General features: G+C 50.9%; 18 protein-coding genes and 1 other annotated feature. Of the genes, 10 read left to right on the forward strand and 8 right to left on the reverse strand.

Annotated elements, in window-relative coordinates:
* Positions 1-272: 272 nt before the first annotated feature.
* From JFY74_10985 to topA, 4 genes are all read right to left on the reverse strand, one after another.
* Positions 273-611, reverse strand: a complete 339-nt coding sequence (locus JFY74_10985) for a 2Fe-2S iron-sulfur cluster binding domain-containing protein (protein QQG26678.1) — start codon at positions 609-611, stop codon at positions 273-275.
* A 34-nt stretch (positions 612-645) separates the two neighbouring features.
* Positions 646-798 carry a hypothetical protein gene (locus JFY74_10990; protein QQG26679.1) on the reverse strand — a complete coding sequence of 51 codons (153 nt, stop codon included), beginning with the start codon at positions 796-798 and terminating at the stop codon, positions 646-648.
* Between the two features lie 912 nt (positions 799-1,710).
* Positions 1,711-2,685: an HTH-type transcriptional regulator CysB gene (cysB, locus tag JFY74_10995; protein QQG26680.1), complete on the reverse strand. Its 975-nt coding sequence runs from the start codon at positions 2,683-2,685 to the stop codon at positions 1,711-1,713.
* Positions 2,686-3,064: 379 nt separating this feature from the next.
* Positions 3,065-5,665: a type I DNA topoisomerase gene (gene topA / locus JFY74_11000; GenBank protein ID QQG26681.1), complete on the reverse strand. Its 2,601-nt coding sequence runs from the start codon at positions 5,663-5,665 to the stop codon at positions 3,065-3,067.
* Positions 5,666-6,033: 368 nt separating this feature from the next.
* On the opposite strand from topA, the gene JFY74_11005 reads away from it, so the two are divergent.
* Positions 6,034-6,303 (forward strand): YciN family protein, encoded by a 270-nt coding sequence (locus tag JFY74_11005; GenBank protein ID QQG26682.1) that lies wholly within the window; start codon positions 6,034-6,036, stop codon positions 6,301-6,303.
* Positions 6,304-6,377: 74 nt separating this feature from the next.
* Here the strand turns inward: JFY74_11005 and sohB are convergent, their stop codons facing one another.
* Complete coding sequence (gene sohB, locus JFY74_11010; protein ID QQG26683.1) at positions 6,378-7,424, reverse strand: protease SohB; 1,047 nt, start codon at positions 7,422-7,424, stop codon at positions 6,378-6,380.
* 358 nt (positions 7,425-7,782) lie between these two features.
* Between sohB and JFY74_11015 the strand changes: the two genes are divergently transcribed.
* Both JFY74_11015 and cobO read left to right on the forward strand, forming a co-directional pair.
* Entirely contained in the window at positions 7,783-8,544 is a 762-nt protein-coding gene (locus JFY74_11015; protein QQG26684.1) for a YciK family oxidoreductase, read from the forward strand.
* Between the two features lie 18 nt (positions 8,545-8,562).
* Positions 8,563-9,153 (forward strand): cob(I)yrinic acid a,c-diamide adenosyltransferase, encoded by a 591-nt coding sequence (gene cobO, locus JFY74_11020; protein QQG26685.1) that lies wholly within the window; start codon positions 8,563-8,565, stop codon positions 9,151-9,153.
* A gap of 80 nt (positions 9,154-9,233) precedes the next feature.
* Here cobO and rluB read toward each other — a convergent pair whose 3' ends face one another.
* The 3 genes from rluB to JFY74_11035 all read right to left on the reverse strand — a co-directional run bounded on the left by rluB (position 9,234) and on the right by JFY74_11035 (position 11,945).
* Complete coding sequence (gene rluB / locus JFY74_11025) at positions 9,234-10,118, reverse strand: 23S rRNA pseudouridine(2605) synthase RluB (GenBank protein QQG26686.1); 885 nt, start codon at positions 10,116-10,118, stop codon at positions 9,234-9,236.
* A 179-nt stretch (positions 10,119-10,297) separates the two neighbouring features.
* Positions 10,298-10,918 carry a threonylcarbamoyl-AMP synthase gene (locus JFY74_11030; GenBank protein QQG26687.1) on the reverse strand — a complete coding sequence of 207 codons (621 nt, stop codon included), beginning with the start codon at positions 10,916-10,918 and terminating at the stop codon, positions 10,298-10,300.
* A 142-nt stretch (positions 10,919-11,060) separates the two neighbouring features.
* Positions 11,061-11,945 (reverse strand): PHP domain-containing protein, encoded by an 885-nt coding sequence (locus JFY74_11035; GenBank protein QQG26688.1) that lies wholly within the window; start codon positions 11,943-11,945, stop codon positions 11,061-11,063.
* 241 nt (positions 11,946-12,186) lie between these two features.
* Positions 12,187-12,291, forward strand: a sequence feature (Trp leader region).
* 32 nt (positions 12,292-12,323) lie between these two features.
* Between JFY74_11035 and JFY74_11040 the strand changes: the two genes are divergently transcribed.
* From JFY74_11040 to JFY74_11070, 7 genes are all read left to right on the forward strand, one after another.
* Positions 12,324-13,886: an anthranilate synthase component 1 gene (locus tag JFY74_11040; protein ID QQG26689.1), complete on the forward strand. Its 1,563-nt coding sequence runs from the start codon at positions 12,324-12,326 to the stop codon at positions 13,884-13,886.
* Entirely contained in the window at positions 13,886-14,464 is a 579-nt protein-coding gene (locus JFY74_11045; protein ID QQG26690.1) for a gamma-glutamyl-gamma-aminobutyrate hydrolase family protein, read from the forward strand. The genes JFY74_11040 and JFY74_11045 overlap by 1 nt, the downstream gene beginning before the upstream one ends.
* Before the next feature lie 83 nt (positions 14,465-14,547).
* The gene (gene trpD / locus JFY74_11050; GenBank protein QQG30520.1) at positions 14,548-15,546 is read left to right on the forward strand and encodes an anthranilate phosphoribosyltransferase; all 999 of its coding nucleotides are present in this window, start codon (positions 14,548-14,550) and stop codon (positions 15,544-15,546) included.
* A 7-nt stretch (positions 15,547-15,553) separates the two neighbouring features.
* Positions 15,554-16,939 (forward strand): bifunctional indole-3-glycerol-phosphate synthase TrpC/phosphoribosylanthranilate isomerase TrpF, encoded by a 1,386-nt coding sequence (trpCF, locus tag JFY74_11055; protein QQG26691.1) that lies wholly within the window; start codon positions 15,554-15,556, stop codon positions 16,937-16,939.
* 13 nt (positions 16,940-16,952) lie between these two features.
* A complete protein-coding gene (trpB, locus tag JFY74_11060) occupies positions 16,953-18,146 on the forward strand; it encodes a tryptophan synthase subunit beta (GenBank protein QQG30519.1) in 1,194 nt (397 codons plus the stop codon).
* The gene (gene trpA, locus JFY74_11065) at positions 18,146-18,952 is read left to right on the forward strand and encodes a tryptophan synthase subunit alpha (protein ID QQG26692.1); all 807 of its coding nucleotides are present in this window, start codon (positions 18,146-18,148) and stop codon (positions 18,950-18,952) included. The genes trpB and trpA overlap by 1 nt, the downstream gene beginning before the upstream one ends.
* A 386-nt stretch (positions 18,953-19,338) precedes the next feature.
* Positions 19,339-20,058 carry a porin gene (locus tag JFY74_11070; protein QQG26693.1) on the forward strand — a complete coding sequence of 240 codons (720 nt, stop codon included), beginning with the start codon at positions 19,339-19,341 and terminating at the stop codon, positions 20,056-20,058.
* Positions 20,059-20,107 lie beyond the last annotated feature (49 nt).

The following is a 20,107-nucleotide window of genomic DNA, read 5'->3' on the forward strand; positions in this document are numbered from 1 at the left end:
TCCGACAACACAGGGCTCAATGCGGATAAACGGGGAAAAGATCAAGGAAATGGTGGGTTACATAGGAAGTGGGGCAACGATAAAGCACAAGCATTATGGTCTGTCCCCAAAAGTTGGACACCCGTTTTGGGCAGCGTTTATGGGAGAGTCGATATACATAATTTTTTACAGCGTGCCGTTCTGGGGAACGCCACATGTTTTGATAATGTTCCCTTCTTTATGAAGGGAACATATTTTGCCATTTTAAAGATCCAAGCTTAAAAAAGCCGGAATCAGTTCCACCTCTGCCAGTCTTCAAAGAAGACTTTGTCCGCTTTTTCTTCATCTCCCAGGAGCCATTCTACCCCTGTTCGAATAATACAGTTACTTTGAGGATATGCTGAACAGGTTAATATAAATCTAACTTTCTGCTCATCGCTTAGAAACGAACCATCTGATTGATCAACGATACCGGTAATAAGTAGTGCAGCACATGAAGAGCATGATCCAGCACGGCATGAATAAGGTGAATCAACACCAGCCTCTTCGAGTGAATCCAAAATGCAAACATCATTAGGAGCCTGAATTTCAGCCCCTGTGGTTAAATCTATAATTGTATAAGTATATCCCATCACTTTTATCCTTTTTCAGATATTGACATTTACTTCATCGTGCGCAAAAACACTTCTCGCGATTACATCCAGGGCGTCTTTTATTTGAGTCATCGGCGCGATTTTCTTTATCAACGGCCTCCTCTTTTTTACTCATGTCTTCTGACATATATTCATTTTTCAAACGTTCATTGCTTTCTTTTTCCATTATTCCCTCTTTATTAAATTGATTCGTGAGCATGGTGGACATTTCTACTCAGCCAATGACAGCTGTCACAGCGAGAGAGATATATTACGTTTAATACCTATTTTGTTATTTTAAAGAACTTTACTAATCAGACGGTTGCTGGCCCACACTGAATACAACTCGGTTTGTATTACCGGGCGAGTAAGCGGCGGCAAAAATGTACGACAGTCTTCGATGGCAATATCATGAGGAGGGGGAAAAGAAACCGCGCTCAGAACGTAACGTGGTTAGTCGATGGCTTGCTGCATAAGCTTTTTGATATTTATATCAAAATATATAATTACACATATGATCATTTCAATGATTATAAGCTTTATCTTTAAACACATTACTCACTGAAAATATAATAAATATTATTATTTTATTTTTTTGATATGGTCTCACATTATTCATATAAAGAGAATTGCGTTCCTCCTTGCTAAAGAAAATTAAATCACCTAGTCTCATTTCACTGACCTGTGAATATATTAACAGGGCAATACAGCGATAGATTATCAATCAAATTAAATGAGGTGAAATAATGTCAGATCAACTTGCTGGTGGATGGACTGCTTTCCGTGATTTGAATGATGCTGATCAATCACTTTTAAATCTACCGTACATTTAGTGGGTGTGGCTTATACGCCGCTATTTGTTGCAACACAGGTGAACTACTCGTTCCTGACCAAAGGTACGGTAACGTCACCAGAAGCACCACTAAAAATTGTCAAAATTCATATTTATAAGCCGCTGAGCGGCGATGCGCGCATTACTAAAATTGAAGAGGTTTACCGTAAAAAAATAATAGCTTGAAGCCCGACGGCTATATAAATGAAAACTCCAGACATACGCTGGAGTTTTCATTTCATAACAACAAATGCTGCATCAGTAGCATTATTTCACGGGTAATGAGACATCTTTAAACATCGCTTCAATTTCATCATTCGAACGCAGCGCCACGGCAGAATCGACGACATCACGCGTTAAGTGCGGGGCAAATCGCTGGATGAAATCGTACATGTAGCTGCGCAGGAACGTGCTGCGACGGAAGCCAATTTTCGTCGTGCTGTAGCTGAAGATGCTGTTCGCGTTGATGGTCACCAGATCGGTTTCCGTCTGCGGATCGACCGCCATATTCGCAATCACCCCGACACCCAACCCTAAACGCACGTAGGTCTTAATCACATCGGCATCCGTTGCGGTAAAGACGATACGTGGCGTGAGGCCAGCGCGGTTAAACGCGGTATCCAGTTCGGAGCGCCCCGTAAAACCAAAGGTATAGGTGACGATAGGATAAGCGGCCAGTTCTTCGATGGAGATATCGGTTTTGGACGCCAGCGGGTGATCCGGTTTTACTACCACCGCGCGATTCCAGTGATAGCACGGCAACATGATCAAATCGTCGTACAGATGCAAAGCTTCAGTCGCAATAGCAAAATCCGCAGATCCTTTCGCAACGGCCTCAGCAATCTGCGTCGGCGAGCCCTGATGCATGTGCAGCGACACGCGAGGATAGCGATCGATGAAGCCTTTAATGACGCTTGGCAGCGCGTAGCGCGCCTGCGTGTGGGTAGTCGCCACGTACAGCGACCCTTTATCGGGATAGGTATGTTCTCCAGCGACCGCTTTGATAGCATCGACTTTCGACAACACTTCACGTGCAATGCGGATGACTTCCTGTCCGGCTGGCGTCACCTGTGTCAGGTGTTTTCCACTACGGGCAAAAATCTGAATGCCCAACTCATCCTCCAGCATGCGGACCTGTTTACTGATCCCCGGCTGGGAGGTGTACAACCCTTCTGCGGTAGAAGATACATTCAGGTTGTGATTAACAACTTCAACAATATAACGAAGCTGTTGTAGTTTCATAATTTATCCCATTCCCAATTGAAGTGTGCGCGTGGCATCTCACGACGTTCTGACGACGTTCCGTTTTATTGATTTGATTGCGTCTTAACCGTCTGGCGCATATTTCCATCAATTAATGTCATTTAATCATAAAAATTATTTTTATATAACCATTTTTGCGTGGCGGCAGCGATAAAGAACGCGGTGCGTGCGATTATCACCGAGGTAAACCGCATGATTCTCTATCACGGATCAACAATCCTCATGCTACCGCAGAACAATCTTCATGCACCTGTTTTATCTGGAGATTTTCCGCGATCGAAAAAGCCAGCCTTGCGGCTGGCTTGATTTAGCGATGTCTTACACATAACCGGGTTATGCGCGGGGTGACAGAAAGAGGTTACTTCTTCCCTTCAACCCATTTGCCATCAATATAAAACGCTGACCAACCCGTTGCCTTGCCGTCTTTCTCTGACGAGACATATTGCTGTTTAGTCTTACGGCTGAAACGTACCTGCGTCTTATTGCCATCTTTATCGACTATCGGCGCATCCGCCAGATAGCGCAGTTTTTCCGGTAAACGATCTTTGAATCGCGCCAGTTCTTCTACCAGCGGTGCCCGCGTTTCGCGAGATTTCGGGAACGTATTGGCCGCAAGAAAGACCCCTGCCGCGCCATCACGCAATACGAAATAGGCATCAGACTTCTCGCAAGGCAGCTCAGGCAACGGCACCGGATCTTCTTTCGGTGGCGCCACATCGCCATTACGCAGGATCTTACGCGTGTTGCTACATGTCTCGCTGGTGCACGCCATGTATTTACCGAAGCGTCCCATTTTGAGATGCATCTCGGAGCCACATTTTTCGCACTCAACAATCGGGCCATCATAGCCCTTGATGCGGAACTCACCAGCTTCGATCTCATATCCGTCACAGGCTGGGTTATTCCCGCAAACGTGCAGCTTACGCTGATTATCAATCAGATAGCTGTCCATCGCCGTACCACACTTTTCACAGCGGCGGCGGGCACGCAACGCGTTAGTTTCAGCTTCGTCCCCCTCTAACACGTTCAGCACTTCGGCTTCAGGTATCAGGTTGATCGTGGTTTTACAGCGCTCTTTCGGCGACAGTGCATAGCCAGAACAGCCCAGAAACACGCCGGTACTGGCAGTACGGATACCCATTTGACGAGAGCAGGTTGGGCAGTCAATGCTGGTTAACACCATTGCATTGGGACGCATACCGCCTTCTTCAGGATCCTGTTCTGCCTTTTCCAACTGCTGGCTAAATTCGTTGAAGAATTCATCCAATACCGCTTTCCATTCCGCCTGATTATTGGCGACCTGATCGAGGCGGCTTTCCATCCGTGCGGTAAAATCGTAATTCATCAGTTCGCGGAAGTTTTCTTCCAGTCGATCGGTAACGATTTCCCCCATTTTCTCTGCATAGAAACGGCGGTTCTCCACTCGAACGTAGCCGCGATCCTGAATGGTTGAAATAATAGACGCGTAGGTAGACGGACGACCAATCCCACGTTTTTCCAGCTCTTTAACCAGAGAGGCATCGCTATAACGCGCAGGTGGTTTGGTAAAGTGTTGCCCTGGCAGCAGTTTCTGCAACGACAACGGCTCGCCCACCGCCACGGTTGGTAACGTGCGATCTTCATCATTTTTACGCAGGGCAGGCATGACTTTCGTCCAGCCATCGAAACGCAGCGTTCGGCCTTTGGCACGCAGTTGATAATCGGCCGCTTCCACGATTAACGTAGTGGAATCATATTGCGCTGGTGTCATTTGACAGGCGACGAACTGACGCCAAATTAGCTGATACAGCTTCTGCGCATCGGCTTCCATATCTTTCAGGTTGTCAGCTAACACGCCGACATCGGAAGGACGAATCGCTTCGTGCGCTTCCTGCGAGTTTTCTTTACTGCTGTAAAGGTTCGCCGATTCAGGCAGATAGCGCTTACCGAATTCTTCTCCGATATAACCACGCACCATCGACAAGGCATCCTGGCTCAGGTTCGTTGAGTCAGTACGCATGTAGGTAATATAGCCCGCTTCATACAGGCGCTGCGCCATCATCATGGTCTTTTTCACGCCAAAACCAAGGCGTGTACTGGCAGCCTGTTGTAACGTTGACGTGATGAACGGCGCGCCCGGTTTGCTGCTGGTCGGTTTATCTTCACGATCGGCAACCACATAGCGCGCGTTCTCAAGCAGACTGACTGCCGCATGCGTTTGTTCTTTATTAACCGGTTTAAACGGCTTGCTGTTATGGTGCGTCACCTGCATTTGCAGTTGAATATCGCTGCCTGCCAGCAAATCAGCGTGCAGTTCCCAATATTCTTCCGGCACGAACGCTTTAATTTCACGCTCGCGATCGACAATCAGACGTACCGCAACTGACTGCACGCGCCCCGCGGACAGACCACGGGCAATTTTTTTCCACAGCAGCGGGGAAACCATGTAACCCACCACGCGATCCATAAACCGGCGCGCCTGCTGGGCATTCACGCGGTCAATATTCAACGTGTCTGGTTTTTCAAATGCCTGTTTAATGGCATTTTTCGTTATTTCGTTAAACACCACGCGGCTGAAACGCTGATCGTCACCACCAATGATTTCCCGTAGGTGCCAGGCAATGGCTTCCCCTTCGCGGTCAAGGTCGGTTGCGAGATAGATGTGGTCGGCATTTTCCGCCAGCGTTTTTAATTCGGAGACAACCTTCTCCTTACCCGGCAGTATTTCGTAGTTGGCTTTCCAGCCATGATAAGGGTCGACGCCCATACGATTAACTAGCGCGGATTTCTCATCCTTTTTGACTTTCTTTTTCGTTTTATCTTTAGTCGTTGAGTCCGCGCTCTTTTTACTGACTGAGCCACTCGTCGGCAGATCGCGCACATGACCGACGCTGGACTTCACCACGTAGTCATTGCCTAAATACTTATTGATCGTTTTGGCTTTTGCCGGGGACTCGACGATAACGAGAGCTTTACCCATATGTACTATTACCTGCTGAATTCTTCTGAAAATCAGATATTTTTCGGGGCATTCAGAGCGGATTCTACTGACTGCGCAAAATCCCACACTCTACCTGATAAATATCGCCACGCAACCTAATTAGCATGGCAATCCTGTTTTGTCCGCTTCCTGTCACACTAAGTATCGGCAGGTAAGCCCCTAAAATGTAGCCCATTTGCCTCATAATCTACGCTTTACGCTGAAACCGTATCGCAGTACCCTTTCTCTTGATGCAGCTTTTGATGATAACGGTGTCGGTTTTTGAAATAGCTGCGTTGATTTTCGAAACAGCATTGCTGATAAGTGCAACTACCCCCTTTTCAAGGGCGAGTACAGGAGTAACAATCATGTCACCTGAACATCAGGTTAACGAAGAAAAGCGTCCTATTGAGCGCCAGAGCTTATTAGTTGAAGCCAACGACATCATTAAACATCACGATGACTATTTACATGGCATGGTGGCTGATAGCGTAGAACAAAAAAACGGTGTGCTGGTTTTTCGCGGTGAATTTTTTCTCGATGAGAATGGAATGCCAACCTTAAAAAGCACCGCTGTATTTAATATGTTCAAACATCTTGCGCATGTTTTATCCGAAAAATACGATTTGATCGATTAAATACATTAATTGATTAAATGCAAATGCCCGCAAAATTCGCGGGCATTTGAGCATTATGCCTTAGTGATTGGCGATTACAGCAAAGGCTTCGAACCACGCTGCCACCAACGCATCATCATTCGTTCGGCGGTATCCCCTGCGCTGCCAGTCAGACGATCCAACAAGCGTTTACGGCGCGTATAGCGAACGCTTAATACTTCATGACTGGCCATTTCAGCAATCAGCAGATCGTCACTGGTGCCGATAGAATCAACCAACCCTAAATCTTTCGCCTGTGTGCCAAACCAATGCTCTCCCGTCGCAACAGAATCAATATCCAGCGAGGGACGCATCTGCTGCACAAAATCCTTAAACAGCGTGTGTGTGACATTCAGGTCTTCACGGAATTTCTCACGGCCTTGTTCGGTGTTCTCACCAAACAGCGTCAGCGTACGTTTGAATTCACCCGCGGTGTGCAGCTCAACATCAATGTCTTTGTTTTTCAGCAAACGGTGGAAGTTGGGAATTTGTGCCACAACGCCAATAGACCCTACAATCGCAAACGGTGCCGCTACGATGCGGTCAGCCACACAGGCCATCATATATCCGCCGCTGGCAGCCACTTTATCCACCGAAACCGTCAACCGCACGCCGCCCTGACGCAGACGCTGCAACTGCGAGGCCGCCAATCCATAGCCGTGAACCACACCGCCGGGACTTTCCAGACGCAGCAATACTTCATCTTTCGGTTTCGCCACGGCGAGTACGGCGGAGATCTCTTCACGCAGCGAACTGACTTCGCCCGCATCCATACTGCCGTTGAAATCGAGTACGTACAGGCACGGTTTGACACTTTTCTCTTCGCCGCGCTTGGCACGCTGTTTATCTTGCTTCGCGGTTTCTTTTTCTTTCTTCTTTTCTTGTTTGGATAACAGCTTACGCTCGGTGTCGCTCATACAGGCAGTCTGCATTTCGCGCTGCATTTCCTGATATTGTTCACCCAGATTCGTGACCTGCAACTCACCTTTATGTGGACGCTTACGCTGCGTCATCCCGAATGCCAAAACGACTAACGCACCAATAGCCACCACGATGGTGAGTACCTTAGCCAGGAATAAACCGTACAGAGAAAGTAATTCCACAAACACCGTCCTCATTGACTGCGTATTAATTAATGTTGGTTTATTCACCAACCATGGCGTTGACGTCGTGCGCCATTCCCTTCCTATAACCTAACTGATGGCACGCAATATGGCGATGTTATTCCTGTGGTTTTTACGCCTACTGCTGCTTTTTACAACAGCACGGGGATAAATAGAGGCAGTCTCATTGAAAACAGTCGATATTTGAGGCATAACACCCCCATTCACCCTGCCCGGATGCGCCGTTATCTGACGTTCCGAGTGGCACGACCGACGCATCTCGCCATGCCGTATACGCGATGGCAGGTCTATATATCTGAAACGTGGCTGTTTTGCGCCACGGTAAGAGGAATTCATTGTGCATTACCAGCCTAAAATCGATTTACTGCAAAACCGTATCATTCTGGTCACCGGTGCTGGCGACGGCATTGGCCGGGAAGCCGCGCTGACCTACGCTCGCTACGGCGCACACGTTATTTTATTAGGACGAACAGAAAGTAAACTTCAGTCGGTTAAACAGCAGATCGAGCAAGAACACGGTACGTCTGCGCACGTTGTGGTCTGCGATATGCTGGCCTTATCCTCCGCGCAGTGCTTTCAACTGGCTGACGAACTGGCGCAGGTTGTGCCGCACCTCGATGGCGTTCTCCACAACGCCGGGTTGCTCGGGGAAATCACCCCTATCGTGCAGCAAACGCCAGAGATCTGGCATCAGGTTATGCAGGTCAACGTCAACGCGACCTTTATGCTGACGCAGGCGCTGCTGCCGCTGTTATTGAAATCACCTTGCTCTTCTCTGGTTTTCACCAGTTCCAGCGTGGGTCGCGAAGGTCGCGCCGGCTGGGGAGCCTATTCCGTCTCCAAGTTCGCGACGGAAGGCCTGATGCAAGTGCTGGCTGAAGAATATCGTTCACAAAATCTGCGGGTGAACTGTATTAACCCCGGCGGAACGCGTACAGGAATGCGTGCGTCAGCCTTCCCTAACGAAGATCCGATGAGACTGAAAACGCCAGCGGATATTATGCCGCTGTATCTCTATCTGATGGGCGATGACAGCCGCCGTAAGACGGGGATGAGTTTTGATGCACAGCCGGGCAGAAAAGCCGGTCCAGCCGAATAATAAAGAAGAGCACGCACGATGAGCGATGAACGCCACCAGCAACGCCAACAGCGCCTGAAAGAAAAGGTCGACGCCCGTATTGCCGCCGCGAATGAAACGCGCGGTATCCTGATCGTCTTCACTGGTAACGGGAAAGGAAAAACCACGGCGGCTTTTGGCACCGTCACGCGAGCGATAGGCCACGGATTGCAGGCAGGCGTGATCCAGTTTATTAAAGGCGAATGGCCAAACGGTGAGAAGAATCTGCTGCAACAGCACGGCGTGGAATTTCAGGTCATGGCGACAGGCTTTACCTGGGATACGCAGAATCGCCAGACAGATACCGAAGCGGCACAACACGTCTGGCAGCATGGCAAACGTATGCTGGCCGATCCACAGCTCGACCTCGTCGTATTGGACGAACTGACGTATATGATTAGCTATGATTATCTGGATTTAAGTGACGTTGTCACTGCCTTGAATCAGCGCCCTGCCGGGCAGACGGTCATTATTACCGGACGAGGTTGCCATCGTGACTTGCTGGAAATGGCGGATACCGTGACGGAAATGCGTCCGGTAAAACACGCGTTTGATAGCGGGATTCAGGCACAGCAAGGTATTGACTGGTAGTCATTAGTTTTCATTGATGATAAGCAAAGCGAAATGAAAACGGGCAGCGAAAGCTGCCCGTGAAGCGTAAGGATAACGTATTACCCGTTGCGCTTAGGTTTTGGCGAAGTACGGCGTGCCGGAGCACTGTTGATCTGGCTGTGACGTTTTACCGCACGACGGATCTGATTTGCCTTCACCCGGCGGCGCTCGCGCTCAACTGGCAGTTTCGATACTGTTTCTGCCGGAAGCTGCACTAATTCACGTAGATAGTTCAGTTGTTCCAGCGGCATTTCTGTCCAGCCACCGCGTGGAATGCCTTTCGGCAGCGTAATGTCGCCGTAGCGCACGCGAATCAGGCGGCTAACCTGCACGCCAACCGCTTCCCACAGACGGCGAACTTCACGGTTGCGCCCTTCGGTCAGCGTCACGTTATACCACTGGTTCAGACCTTCACCGCCCTGATAGCGGATAGTGCGGAATGATGCCGGACCGTCTTCCAGCTGTACGCCTTTGCTCAGCTGTTTGATCTTTTCGTCGTCAACTTCACCGAAGACACGCACGGCGTATTCGCGCTCAACCTCGCGGCTGGGGTGCATCAGGCGGTTCGCTAACTCACCGTCGGTCGTGAACAGCAGCAGGCCGGAGGTGTTCACGTCCAGACGCCCTACCGCAACCCAGCGAGAACCCTGAATTTTTGGCAGACGGTCAAATACCGTCGGGCGACCATCAGGATCGTTACGCGTGCACAGTTCACCTTCCGGTTTATAGTACATCAGTACGCGGCACACAGACTCTTCGGTTTCCTTAACGGTAACCACATGGCCATCAATACGGATTTTGGTGGCTTTCGTCACTTCAACGCGATCGCCCAGAGTGGCAATCTTACCGTCAACGCTGACGCGTCCAGCCTGAATGATAACTTCAATTTCGCGGCGTGAGCCATGTCCGGCACGCGCCAGAACTTTTTGTAACTTTTCGCTCATTGAGCAACCTCTAGTGTCGCCTTCCCAGGCGTCGGGGGGAGTCATAACTGCTGATAAAATTCAACAAGTTACGTAAAAATAATGTGTACGTAAAAATCGTTCATCGTATTCAATGCTGGCGCGATTATACCGATCTTCGCGCCATTTGTATTCTCATTGTTACAGCCCTGTCGCAGCGCTTATAGGAACGGTGTGACATCACCGGTGCCTTCACGGGCGACGCGCGGCACGGACTCTGTCAAGTCAATAACCGTCGTCGGCTGTTGACCCAGCGAACCACCGTGAATAACCAAATCCACCTGTTTTCCCAATCTTTCCTGAATTTCTTCTGGATCGGATTCGGCGAAATCATTTCCCGGCAACATCAGCGTTGTCGACATCAACGGTTCATTCAGCGCAGCCAGCAACTCCAGTGCGATAGGATTGGACGGCACGCGCAGGCCGATGGTTTTACGCTTTTCATTCATTAAGCGGCGAGGAACCTCTTTCGTCGCTTTCAGAATAAACGTGTAATTACCGGGCGTATTATTTTTAATCAACCGGAAAGCCGAGTTATCAACATGGGCATACGTCGACAGTTCGGACAGATCGCGACACATCAGCGTGAAGTTATGATCGCTACCCAGATCGCGAATCCGGCAGATGCGTTCCAGCGCGTTCTTTTCGCCCAACATGCAGCCCAACGCGTAACCGGAATCCGTTGGATAAACAATCACCCCACCCTTATGCAAAAATTCCACCGATTGATTGATCAATCGCGGCTGCGGATTCTGTGGGTGAATATAGAAAAACTGGCTCATAACCCTACCTCATACGTCTGACATTTCGCGGCGTTGTGCATTCCAACCCGCGTCATCGTGCAATAGCGTTATTATAGAACGTGTTGATGGTAAAAGATTGTTATTTCATGAGATAGCGATGCCACTACGCAATGCTGCACCGCTAGTCGACCAATACGGGATGGTGCCAGACTGGCTCGACATCGGCAGGCAGCCACAGCTTGCGGCCCAGCTCAATCCAGGCGCACGGCAGGTGGAAATCCGATCCTTGCGACGCCATCAGGTTGAAGTCACGCGCATAGCGCCCCAACTGCGTACGTTCATCCGGGGCCTGTTGGCATTGCGCCACTTCCATTGCGATCCCGCCGCTTTCTGCAAACGTCGCTAATAGGCGCTTTAGCCATTTGGCCGTCAAATCGTAGCGCCCCGGATGCGCCAACACCGACACACCACCAGATTGATGAATCGCCTCGATCGCTTGCGGGATAGTGCACCACTGCGGTGGCACGTAACCGATTTTGCCTTTCGCCAGATATTTCTTGAACACCTGATTCATATTCGCCGCGATGCCCAGTTCGATCAGATAACGCGCAAAATGCGCCCGCGTAATCTGCCCTCCGGTCGCCAGACGCTGTGCGCCAGCCAGCGCATCGGGAATACGGTTTTTTTCCAGCCGAGCCGCAATCTGTTCCGCCCGACTCTGCCGACACTCTGCCTGCTGTTGCAGCAAACCCGTTAACGCTGGATGCGCAATATCCATGCCCAACCCGACAATATGGATCTCATGATTTTCCCACAGCGTGGAGATCTCCACGCCGGGAATCAATCTCAGCGGCAGCCCTTGTTGTGCAATCGCCTGCTGCGCTTCGTCAAGCCCAGCCGTCGTGTCGTGATCGGTAATAGCCAGCACACTCACCCGCATGTCTACTGCCCGACTGACCAGTGCTGTCGGCGTTAAAAGGCCATCAGACGCTGTGGTATGGCTATGCAAATCATAAAGTGGAAATGACGATATCGGTTGAGAATCTTCTGGCACAAGCCTATCCATTAACAAGAATAATGCGAAAGCCGCATGATGCCATTAATAGGAAGCAAATGGTAATGCCCGCCGTTTTTCCGAGTAATAAAATAATCATATTGAAGGTGTTGACATTTCACCGACGAACCAGTTAACTAGTACGCAAGTTCGGTGCACCAATATTGGTCCGTAATAAATATCGGTCCGTACCAAAAAATGTTCAGCAACAGATAGCGAGACGATGATAATGGCAACGCAGAAAATGACGAAGTATGGTTGGTGGCGCTCTTCCCTCTCGCGGGTGGACTAATCACGCATTGCTGTTATCACACATGCAGATATTCCCAGGCCCGCTTAACTAAGCGGGCTTTTTTATTTGATGGGCACAACATTAGACGGGTAGTAAGAATGCAAACAACACAACCTAAACTGGAACTGCTGCGTACCGAGGCCGTTTATCGTAACGACCCCAGTGCCATCTTCCATCAGCTCTGCGGTGCCAGACCTGCAACGTTGCTGTTAGAGTCGGCTGAAATCGACAGCAAGGAAAACCTGAAAAGCCTGTTGATTGTAGATAGCGCGCTGCGCATCACCGCACTGGGCCAGCACGTATCCATTCAGGCACTCACGGCAAACGGCGCCAGCCTTCTGCCGCTTCTGGATGCCGCGCTACCAGTAGAAATTACCAATCAGCCGCGTCCGAATGGCCGTGAGCTCGCCTTCCCGCTGGCAGATGCGATGCAGGACGAAGATGCTCGCCTGCGCTCGCTGTCCGTGTTTGATGCCTTACGCCAGATTCTGACGCTGGTCACCTGCCCGACAGACGAGCGTGAAGCCATGTTCCTCGGCGGCCTGTTCGCCTACGATTTGGTCGCTGGGTTTGAAGAACTCCCCGCTCTGAGCCAGCAGCAGCGTTGCCCGGATTTTTGCTTCTATCTGGCAGAAACGCTGCTGGTGCTTGACCACCAAAAACGCGTGACCGCTCTGCAAGCCAGCCTGTTTACGTCGAACCAGAGCGAAAAGCAGCGTCTGCAACAGCGTCTGGAACAGCTGCAAATTCAGCTCACCCAGCCAGCGCCTGCGCTGCCGCGCCAGCCCATCGAAGACATGACGCTGAGCTGCAACCAGAGCGATGAGGCTTTCGGTGACGTCGTCAGCCAGATGCAAGAAGCCATCCGTATTGGTGAAATTTTCCAGGTCGTGCCGTCACGCCGTTTCTCACTGCCGTGTCCTTCACCGCTGGCCGCCTACCAAACACTGAAGGATAGCAATCCCAGTCCTTACATGTTTTACATGCAGGATCAGGATTTCACGCTGTTTGGTGCCTCGCCGGAAAGCTCGCTGAAATACGATGCCGACAGCCGCCAAATCGAAATCTACCCCATTGCTGGTACCCGCCCGCGCGGTCGCCGTGCCGATGGCTCGCTGGATCGCGATCTCGATAGCCGCATTGAACTAGAAATGCGTACCGACCATAAAGAGCTGGCTGAGCATTTGATGCTGGTAGATTTAGCCCGTAACGATCTGGCCCGTATTTGCCAACCAGGCAGCCGTTACGTTGCTGACCTGACCAAAGTTGACCGCTATTCCTTTGTGATGCATCTGGTCTCCCGCGTGGTGGGCACACTGCGTGAAGATTTAGATGTGCTGCACGCCTACCGCGCCTGCATGAATATGGGCACTCTGAGCGGCGCACCGAAAGTCCGGGCCATGCAGCTGATTGCCGAAAGTGAGAAAACCCGGCGCGGCAGCTACGGCGGCGCAGTCGGCTACTTCACCGCGCACGGCGATCTGGACACCTGCATCGTCATTCGTTCCGCCTATGTCGAAGACGGTATTGCCACCGTTCAGGCCGGTGCGGGCGTGGTTCTGGATTCTAACCCTCAGGCCGAAGCCGACGAAACGCGTAATAAAGCCCGGGCCGTACTGCGAGCCATTGCTAGTGCGCACCATGCAAAGGAGATTTTCTGATGGCCGACATCCTGCTGCTCGATAATATCGATTCATTCACCTACAACCTGGTGGATCAACTGCGTGCAAGCGGTCATCAGGTCGTGATTTACCGTAACCATCTGCCTGCCGACGTCATCATCGCGCGGTTACAGCAAATGGAAAAACCGATCCTGATGCTCTCCCCCGGCCCCGGTACGCCAGCCGAAGCGGGTTGTATGCCTGAACTGCTGCAACGTTTACGCGGTCAGCTGCCGATTATCGGTATTTGCCTCGGCCATCAGGCCATCGTGGAAGCCTACGGCGGCCATGTCGGTCAGGCGGGTGAAATCCTGCACGGCAAAGCGTCTGCCATCGACCACGATGCCAGCGGTATGTTTAGCGGTTTACCGCATCCATTGCCCGTTGCCCGCTACCACTCGTTGGTCGGCAGCAACATTCCTTCAACGCTGACCGTTAACGCACACTTCAACACGATGGTCATGGCCGTGCGCAACGATGCGGATCGCATCTGCGGTTTTCAATTCCATCCTGAATCGATCCTGACCACACACGGCGCTCGACTGCTGGAACAAACGCTGGACTGGGCGCTCGCTTAACGAGGGATACGATTATGCAACTGTCTTCTACGCAAGAGTCTTCTAAGACCCGGGAACCGTCTACTGCTCAGGATGTCATGACCATGCAACACATACTGGAAAAATTATACCGTGCGGAAAGCATCAGCCGTCAGGAAAGCCAGGCGCTGTTTGGTGCCATTATCTGCGGTGAACTGGAAGCCAGCCAATTGGCAGCGGCGCTGATTAGCATGAAAGTGCGCGGCGAGCATCCCGATGAGATCGCCGGTGCCGCCACGGCCTTGCTGGCCGATGCGCAGCCGTTCCCGCGCCCTGACTATTTATTTGCCGATATCGTCGGTACGGGCGGTGACGGTACCAACAGCATCAACATTTCGACGGCCAGTGCCTTCGTTGCTGCTAGCTGTGGCCTGAAAATCGCCAAGCACGGCAACCGCAGCGTATCCAGCCGCTCCGGTTCCTCAGACTTGCTCTCCGCTTTCGGCATTAAGCTGGATATGAGCGCGCAGGATTCCCGTCAGGCGCTGGACGATCTGGGCGTGTGTTTCCTGTTTGCTCCGCAATACCATCTGGGCTTCCGTCATGCCATGCCGGTGCGCCAGCAGCTCAAAACCCGCACCGTCTTCAACGTGCTGGGGCCATTGGTTAACCCAGCACGCCCACCGCTGGCGCTGATTGGCGTGTATAGCCCCGAATTGGTTCGCCCTATCGCCGAAACGTTGAAGGTGCTGGGCTACCAGCGTGCTGCGGTCGTACACGGCGGCGGGATGGATGAAGTCGCGCTTCATGCACCCACGCAGGTTGCCGAGTTAAACAATGGCGAGATCGAAACCTACGAACTGACGCACCGCGATTTCGGTCTGGATGCGTATCCGCTATCGGCATTACAAGGCGGTACGCCAGAAGAAAATCGTGACATTCTCGCGTCGCTGCTACAAGGTAAAGGTGAACGCGCACACGCTGCTGCGGTTGCCGCCAACGTTGCGCTGCTCCTGAGATTGTTCGGACAAGAAGATCTGCGCCAGAATGCGCAACAGGCGCTTGAAGTCATTCATAGTGGACAGGCTTATCAGCGCGTTATCGCCCTGTCCGCCAGAGGATAATGGAACCATGCAGGAAACCGTATTACATAAAATTGTGCGTGATAAAGCGCTCTGGGTTGCGGAACGAGAAAAAGCACAGCCGCTGGCCTCTTTTCAGCATGAGATCATTCCCAGCCAGCGCGACTTTTATCAGGCACTAAAACAGGATAAACCCGCCTTTATTCTGGAATGCAAAAAGGCTTCACCGTCGAAAGGATTGATTCGCGATGATTTCGACCCGGTAGCGATAGCTCGGGTCTATAAAGATTACGCGTCTGCTATTTCCGTTTTAACCGACGAGAAGTATTTTCAGGGCGATTTTGCTTTCCTGCCGCAGGTTAGCGCGGCAGTACACCAGCCGGTGTTGTGCAAAGACTTTATTATTTCGCCTTACCAGATCTATCTGGCGCGTTACTATCAGGCCGATGCCATTTTGCTGATGTTGTCCGTGCTGGACGATGAGCAGTACCAGCAACTGGCCGAGGTAGCGCACAGCCTGAAGCTGGGCGTGTTAACGGAAGTCAGCAACGAAGAGGAGCTACTGCGGGCCATTCAGCTCGAAGCGCGCGTCGTCGGGATCAACAACCGCGACCTGCGCGATCTCTCCATTGACCTCAACCGAACCCGGATGCTTGCGCCGCGTCTGCCCGCAGGCGTAACTGTGATCAGTGAATCCGGTATCAACTGCCAGGCGCAGATTCGTGAACTCAGCGCGTTTGCTCAGGGCTTCCTGATCGGCAGTTCACTGATGTCCGAGCCGGATCTGAACGACGCAGTACGCCGCATTATTCTCGGTGAGAACGCTATTTTGGGAGAAAACAAGGTCTGCGGCCTGACGCGCGCCGCAGATGCACAGGCAGCCTATCAAGCGGGTGCGCTCTACGGCGGATTAATCTTCGTCGCCAGTTCTCCACGTTATGTTGACGCCAAACAAGCCGCCGACGTTATGACAGGCGCCCCACTGCGCTATGTCGGTGTTTTCCGCAATGCGCCCGTCGAACACATCGTTGCTATCACAACGCAGTTAGGGTTAGCGGCCGTTCAACTGCACGGTGATGAAGATCAACAGACCATCGACCGGTTACGTCAGCAATTACCAGCGACCTGCCAGATTTGGAAAGCGCTGAGCATCGGGGATGTGCTGCCAGAGCGCAGCCTTACCCACGTCGAACGCTACGTGTTTGACAACGGTCAGGGCGGCAGCGGTAAAACCTTTAATTGGTCGCTGCTGGCAAATCAGTCATTGGATAACGTGCTGTTGGCCGGTGGCCTGAATAGCGATAATTGTGCACTAGCGGCACAGCAAGGTTGCGCAGGACTGGATTTCAATTCCGGGGTCGAAAGCGAACCGGGAAAAAAAGACTCACATAAAATTGCTGCGGTTTTTGCGACATTACGTCAGCCGCAACACTAAAACAGACGGGAAAATTATGACATTACTCAATCCTTACTTCGGTGAATTCGGCGGACAGTTTGTTCCGCAGATCCTCATCCCGGCGCTACGCCAGCTGGAAGAGGCTTTCGTCAGTGCACAGAAAGATCCTGAATTTCAGGCCGAATTTACCGATCTGCTGAAAAATTATGCGGGTCGCCCAACAGCGTTAACCTTGTGTAAAAACCTGACCGCGGGGACGAAAACCAGGCTGTACCTGAAACGTGAAGATTTACTGCACGGCGGTGCGCACAAAACCAATCAGGTGCTCGGACAGGCTCTACTGGCTAAGCGCATGGGTAAAAGCGAAATCATCGCCGAAACGGGCGCAGGCCAACACGGTGTCGCGACGGCGCTGGCTTGCGCCCTGCTTGGCCTGAAATGCCGCGTTTATATGGGTGCAAAAGACGTTGAGCGCCAGTCGCCGAACGTCTTCCGCATGCGTCTGATGGGGGCAGACGTGATTCCGGTTCACAGCGGTTCTTCTACGCTGAAAGATGCCTGCAACGAAGCACTACGTGACTGGTCTGGCAGCTATGAGACCGCACACTATCTTCTGGGAACGGCGGCAGGCCCGCACCCTTACCCGACTATCGTGCGCGAGTTTCAACGCATGATTGGTGAGGAAACCAAAGCGCAGATTCTGGAAAAAGAAGGTCGCTTGCCGGATGCGGTACTCGCCTGCGTCGGCGGTGGCTCTAACGCGATTGGGATGTTTGCTGATTTCATCGATGATACTGACGTCCGCCTGATCGGCATTGAGCCTGGCGGCTTGGGCATTGAATCCGGGCAGCACGGCGCGCCGTTAAAACATGGTCGCCTCGGTATCTATTTCGGCATGAAGTCTCCAATGATGCAAACGTCTGACGGGCAAATTGAAGAGTCCTACTCGATTTCCGCCGGGCTGGATTTCCCGTCCGTAGGGCCGCAGCACGCCTACCTGAACAGCATCGGCCGCGCTGACTATGTCTCGATTACTGATGACGAAGCGCTGGATGCCTTCAAAGCGCTCTGCCGCGGTGAAGGGATTATACCCGCGCTGGAATCTTCCCACGCGCTGGCACACGCCTTGAAGATGATTAAAGCGGAACCGGAAAAAGAGCAACTGCTGGTGGTCAACCTGTCCGGCCGTGGAGATAAAGACATCTTTACCGTGCACGATATTTTGAAAGATCGGGGAGAAATCTAATGGAGCGCTATCAACAGTTATTTAACCGTCTGTCAGAGAAAAAAGAAGGCGCGTTCGTTCCATTTGTTACGCTGGGCGATCCCTCTCCCGGGCAATCCCTGAAAATTATCGACACGCTGATTGCCGCCGGTGCCGATGCGTTGGAGCTGGGCGTGCCCTTCTCTGACCCGTTGGCGGATGGCCCGACCATTCAGGACGCCAATCTGCGCGCCTTTGCCGCAGGCGTCACACCAGACCAATGCTTTGAAATGCTGGCGACGATTCGCCAGAAATACCCGGAAATCCCGATTGGCCTGCTGATGTATGCCAATCTGGTCTTCAGCAACGGCATTGATGAATTTTATCAGCGCTGTGCGCAGGTTGGCGTCGATTCAGTTTTGGTGGCAGATGTGCCAGTGGTGGAGTCAGCCCCATTCCGTACGGCTGCGCTTCGACACGGCATTGCCCCCATTTTTATCTGTCCGCCCAATGCTGACGATGAACTGCTGCGCGAGATCGCCTCTTATGGCCGCGGCTATACCTATTTAGTGTCACGCGCAGGTGTAACCGGGGCAGAAAAGCGCGCACAGCTGCCGCTGAATCATCTGGTTGCCAAACTGAACGCATATCATGCTGCCCCGCCTTTGCAAGGATTTGGCATCTCCGATCCTGCCCAAGTGCGGGAAACGTTAGCCTCAGGCGCAGCGGGGGCTATTTCTGGCTCCGCGATCGTACGGATTATCGAAAAAAATCTGAACCAGCCTGATGTGATGCTGTCCGAGTTACACGCCTTTGTGAGTGAAATGAAAGCCGCTACGCGTTCATAACACTTTTCAGGCGCGCGATTTGTGCTTAACGCAAGTTCTATCGCGCGCCTAATAGTGTTTCAAAATATTTCCTATTTAATTAAAATGAAATATCCGCAATTATTATTTAATGTCTAATTTATTATAATTGTAAGAAATATTTTCAAATTGAAATAATTATTAAAACCCATCACAAAGAAATAAACCAAGTAACTATTTATTTTTTAAATTGCATAAATCCTTCCAGTAAAACACGAAGAAAATCACAGAACTGAGATCATTTAAAATTATCTCTTTTTAACGATCTTGTTCACATTACTGTAAGAAATAATAAATAGAATGGAACCGCTGAACAAAAGTGGCAGCGCGTTTTTAAATAATAATTCTCTTTGACTTGGGATAATAAAATGAAAGTTAAAATATTGACGATGGTGGTAACCTCCTTAATCAGCTTAAGCTCCATGGCTGTGACGATTGACTATCGTCACGAAATGAAAGATACAGCAAAGAACGATCATAAAGATCGCCTGCTGATGTCACACCGTTTTGACAACGGCTTTGGCTTGTCCATGGAAGCTAAATGGGGTCAATCTGATAACGACAAGACACCAAATAAACCGTTTAACGAAACGGTCAGCACCGGTACCGAAGTCACCGCTAGCTACCTGTACAAATTCGATAAAACCTTTGGTTTGGAAGCTGGCTTAAATATGGTTTCCTCTTCAAAAGACAACAACTATCGTCCTTATATCAAAGGCACAGCCAACATCACAGATTCTCTGTACTATGGCCTGCGCTACCGTGCATCCTACCTGCGCAAAAGTGACAGCATTGGTACTTCAGCCCCTTCTGATATGAAAGGCTACACAATCACCAGTACATTGGGTTACAAACTGCCAGCGAATTTTGTCATTGAATACGAATTTGAATACGACAAGAAAACTAAAGCCGGTTCTGTTGGCTACCTCGCTGACAACGAGAACTATGACATGACCCACGATGTTAAGCTGGCTTATAAATTCGACAAAAATTGGACACCTTACGTTCAAGTCGGTAACGTTTCTGGTAGCAAAACTACTGACGAGCGTCAAACTCGCTACCGCGTTGGTGTTCAATACAATTTCTAATGGCTAACGCCATTTAGATAATTGCTGTAATAAAATAGCGTTCTCTTTA

It is taken from the genome of Pectobacterium carotovorum (assembly GCA_016415585.1).
GTDB lineage: Bacteria > Pseudomonadota > Gammaproteobacteria > Enterobacterales > Enterobacteriaceae > Pectobacterium > Pectobacterium carotovorum_K.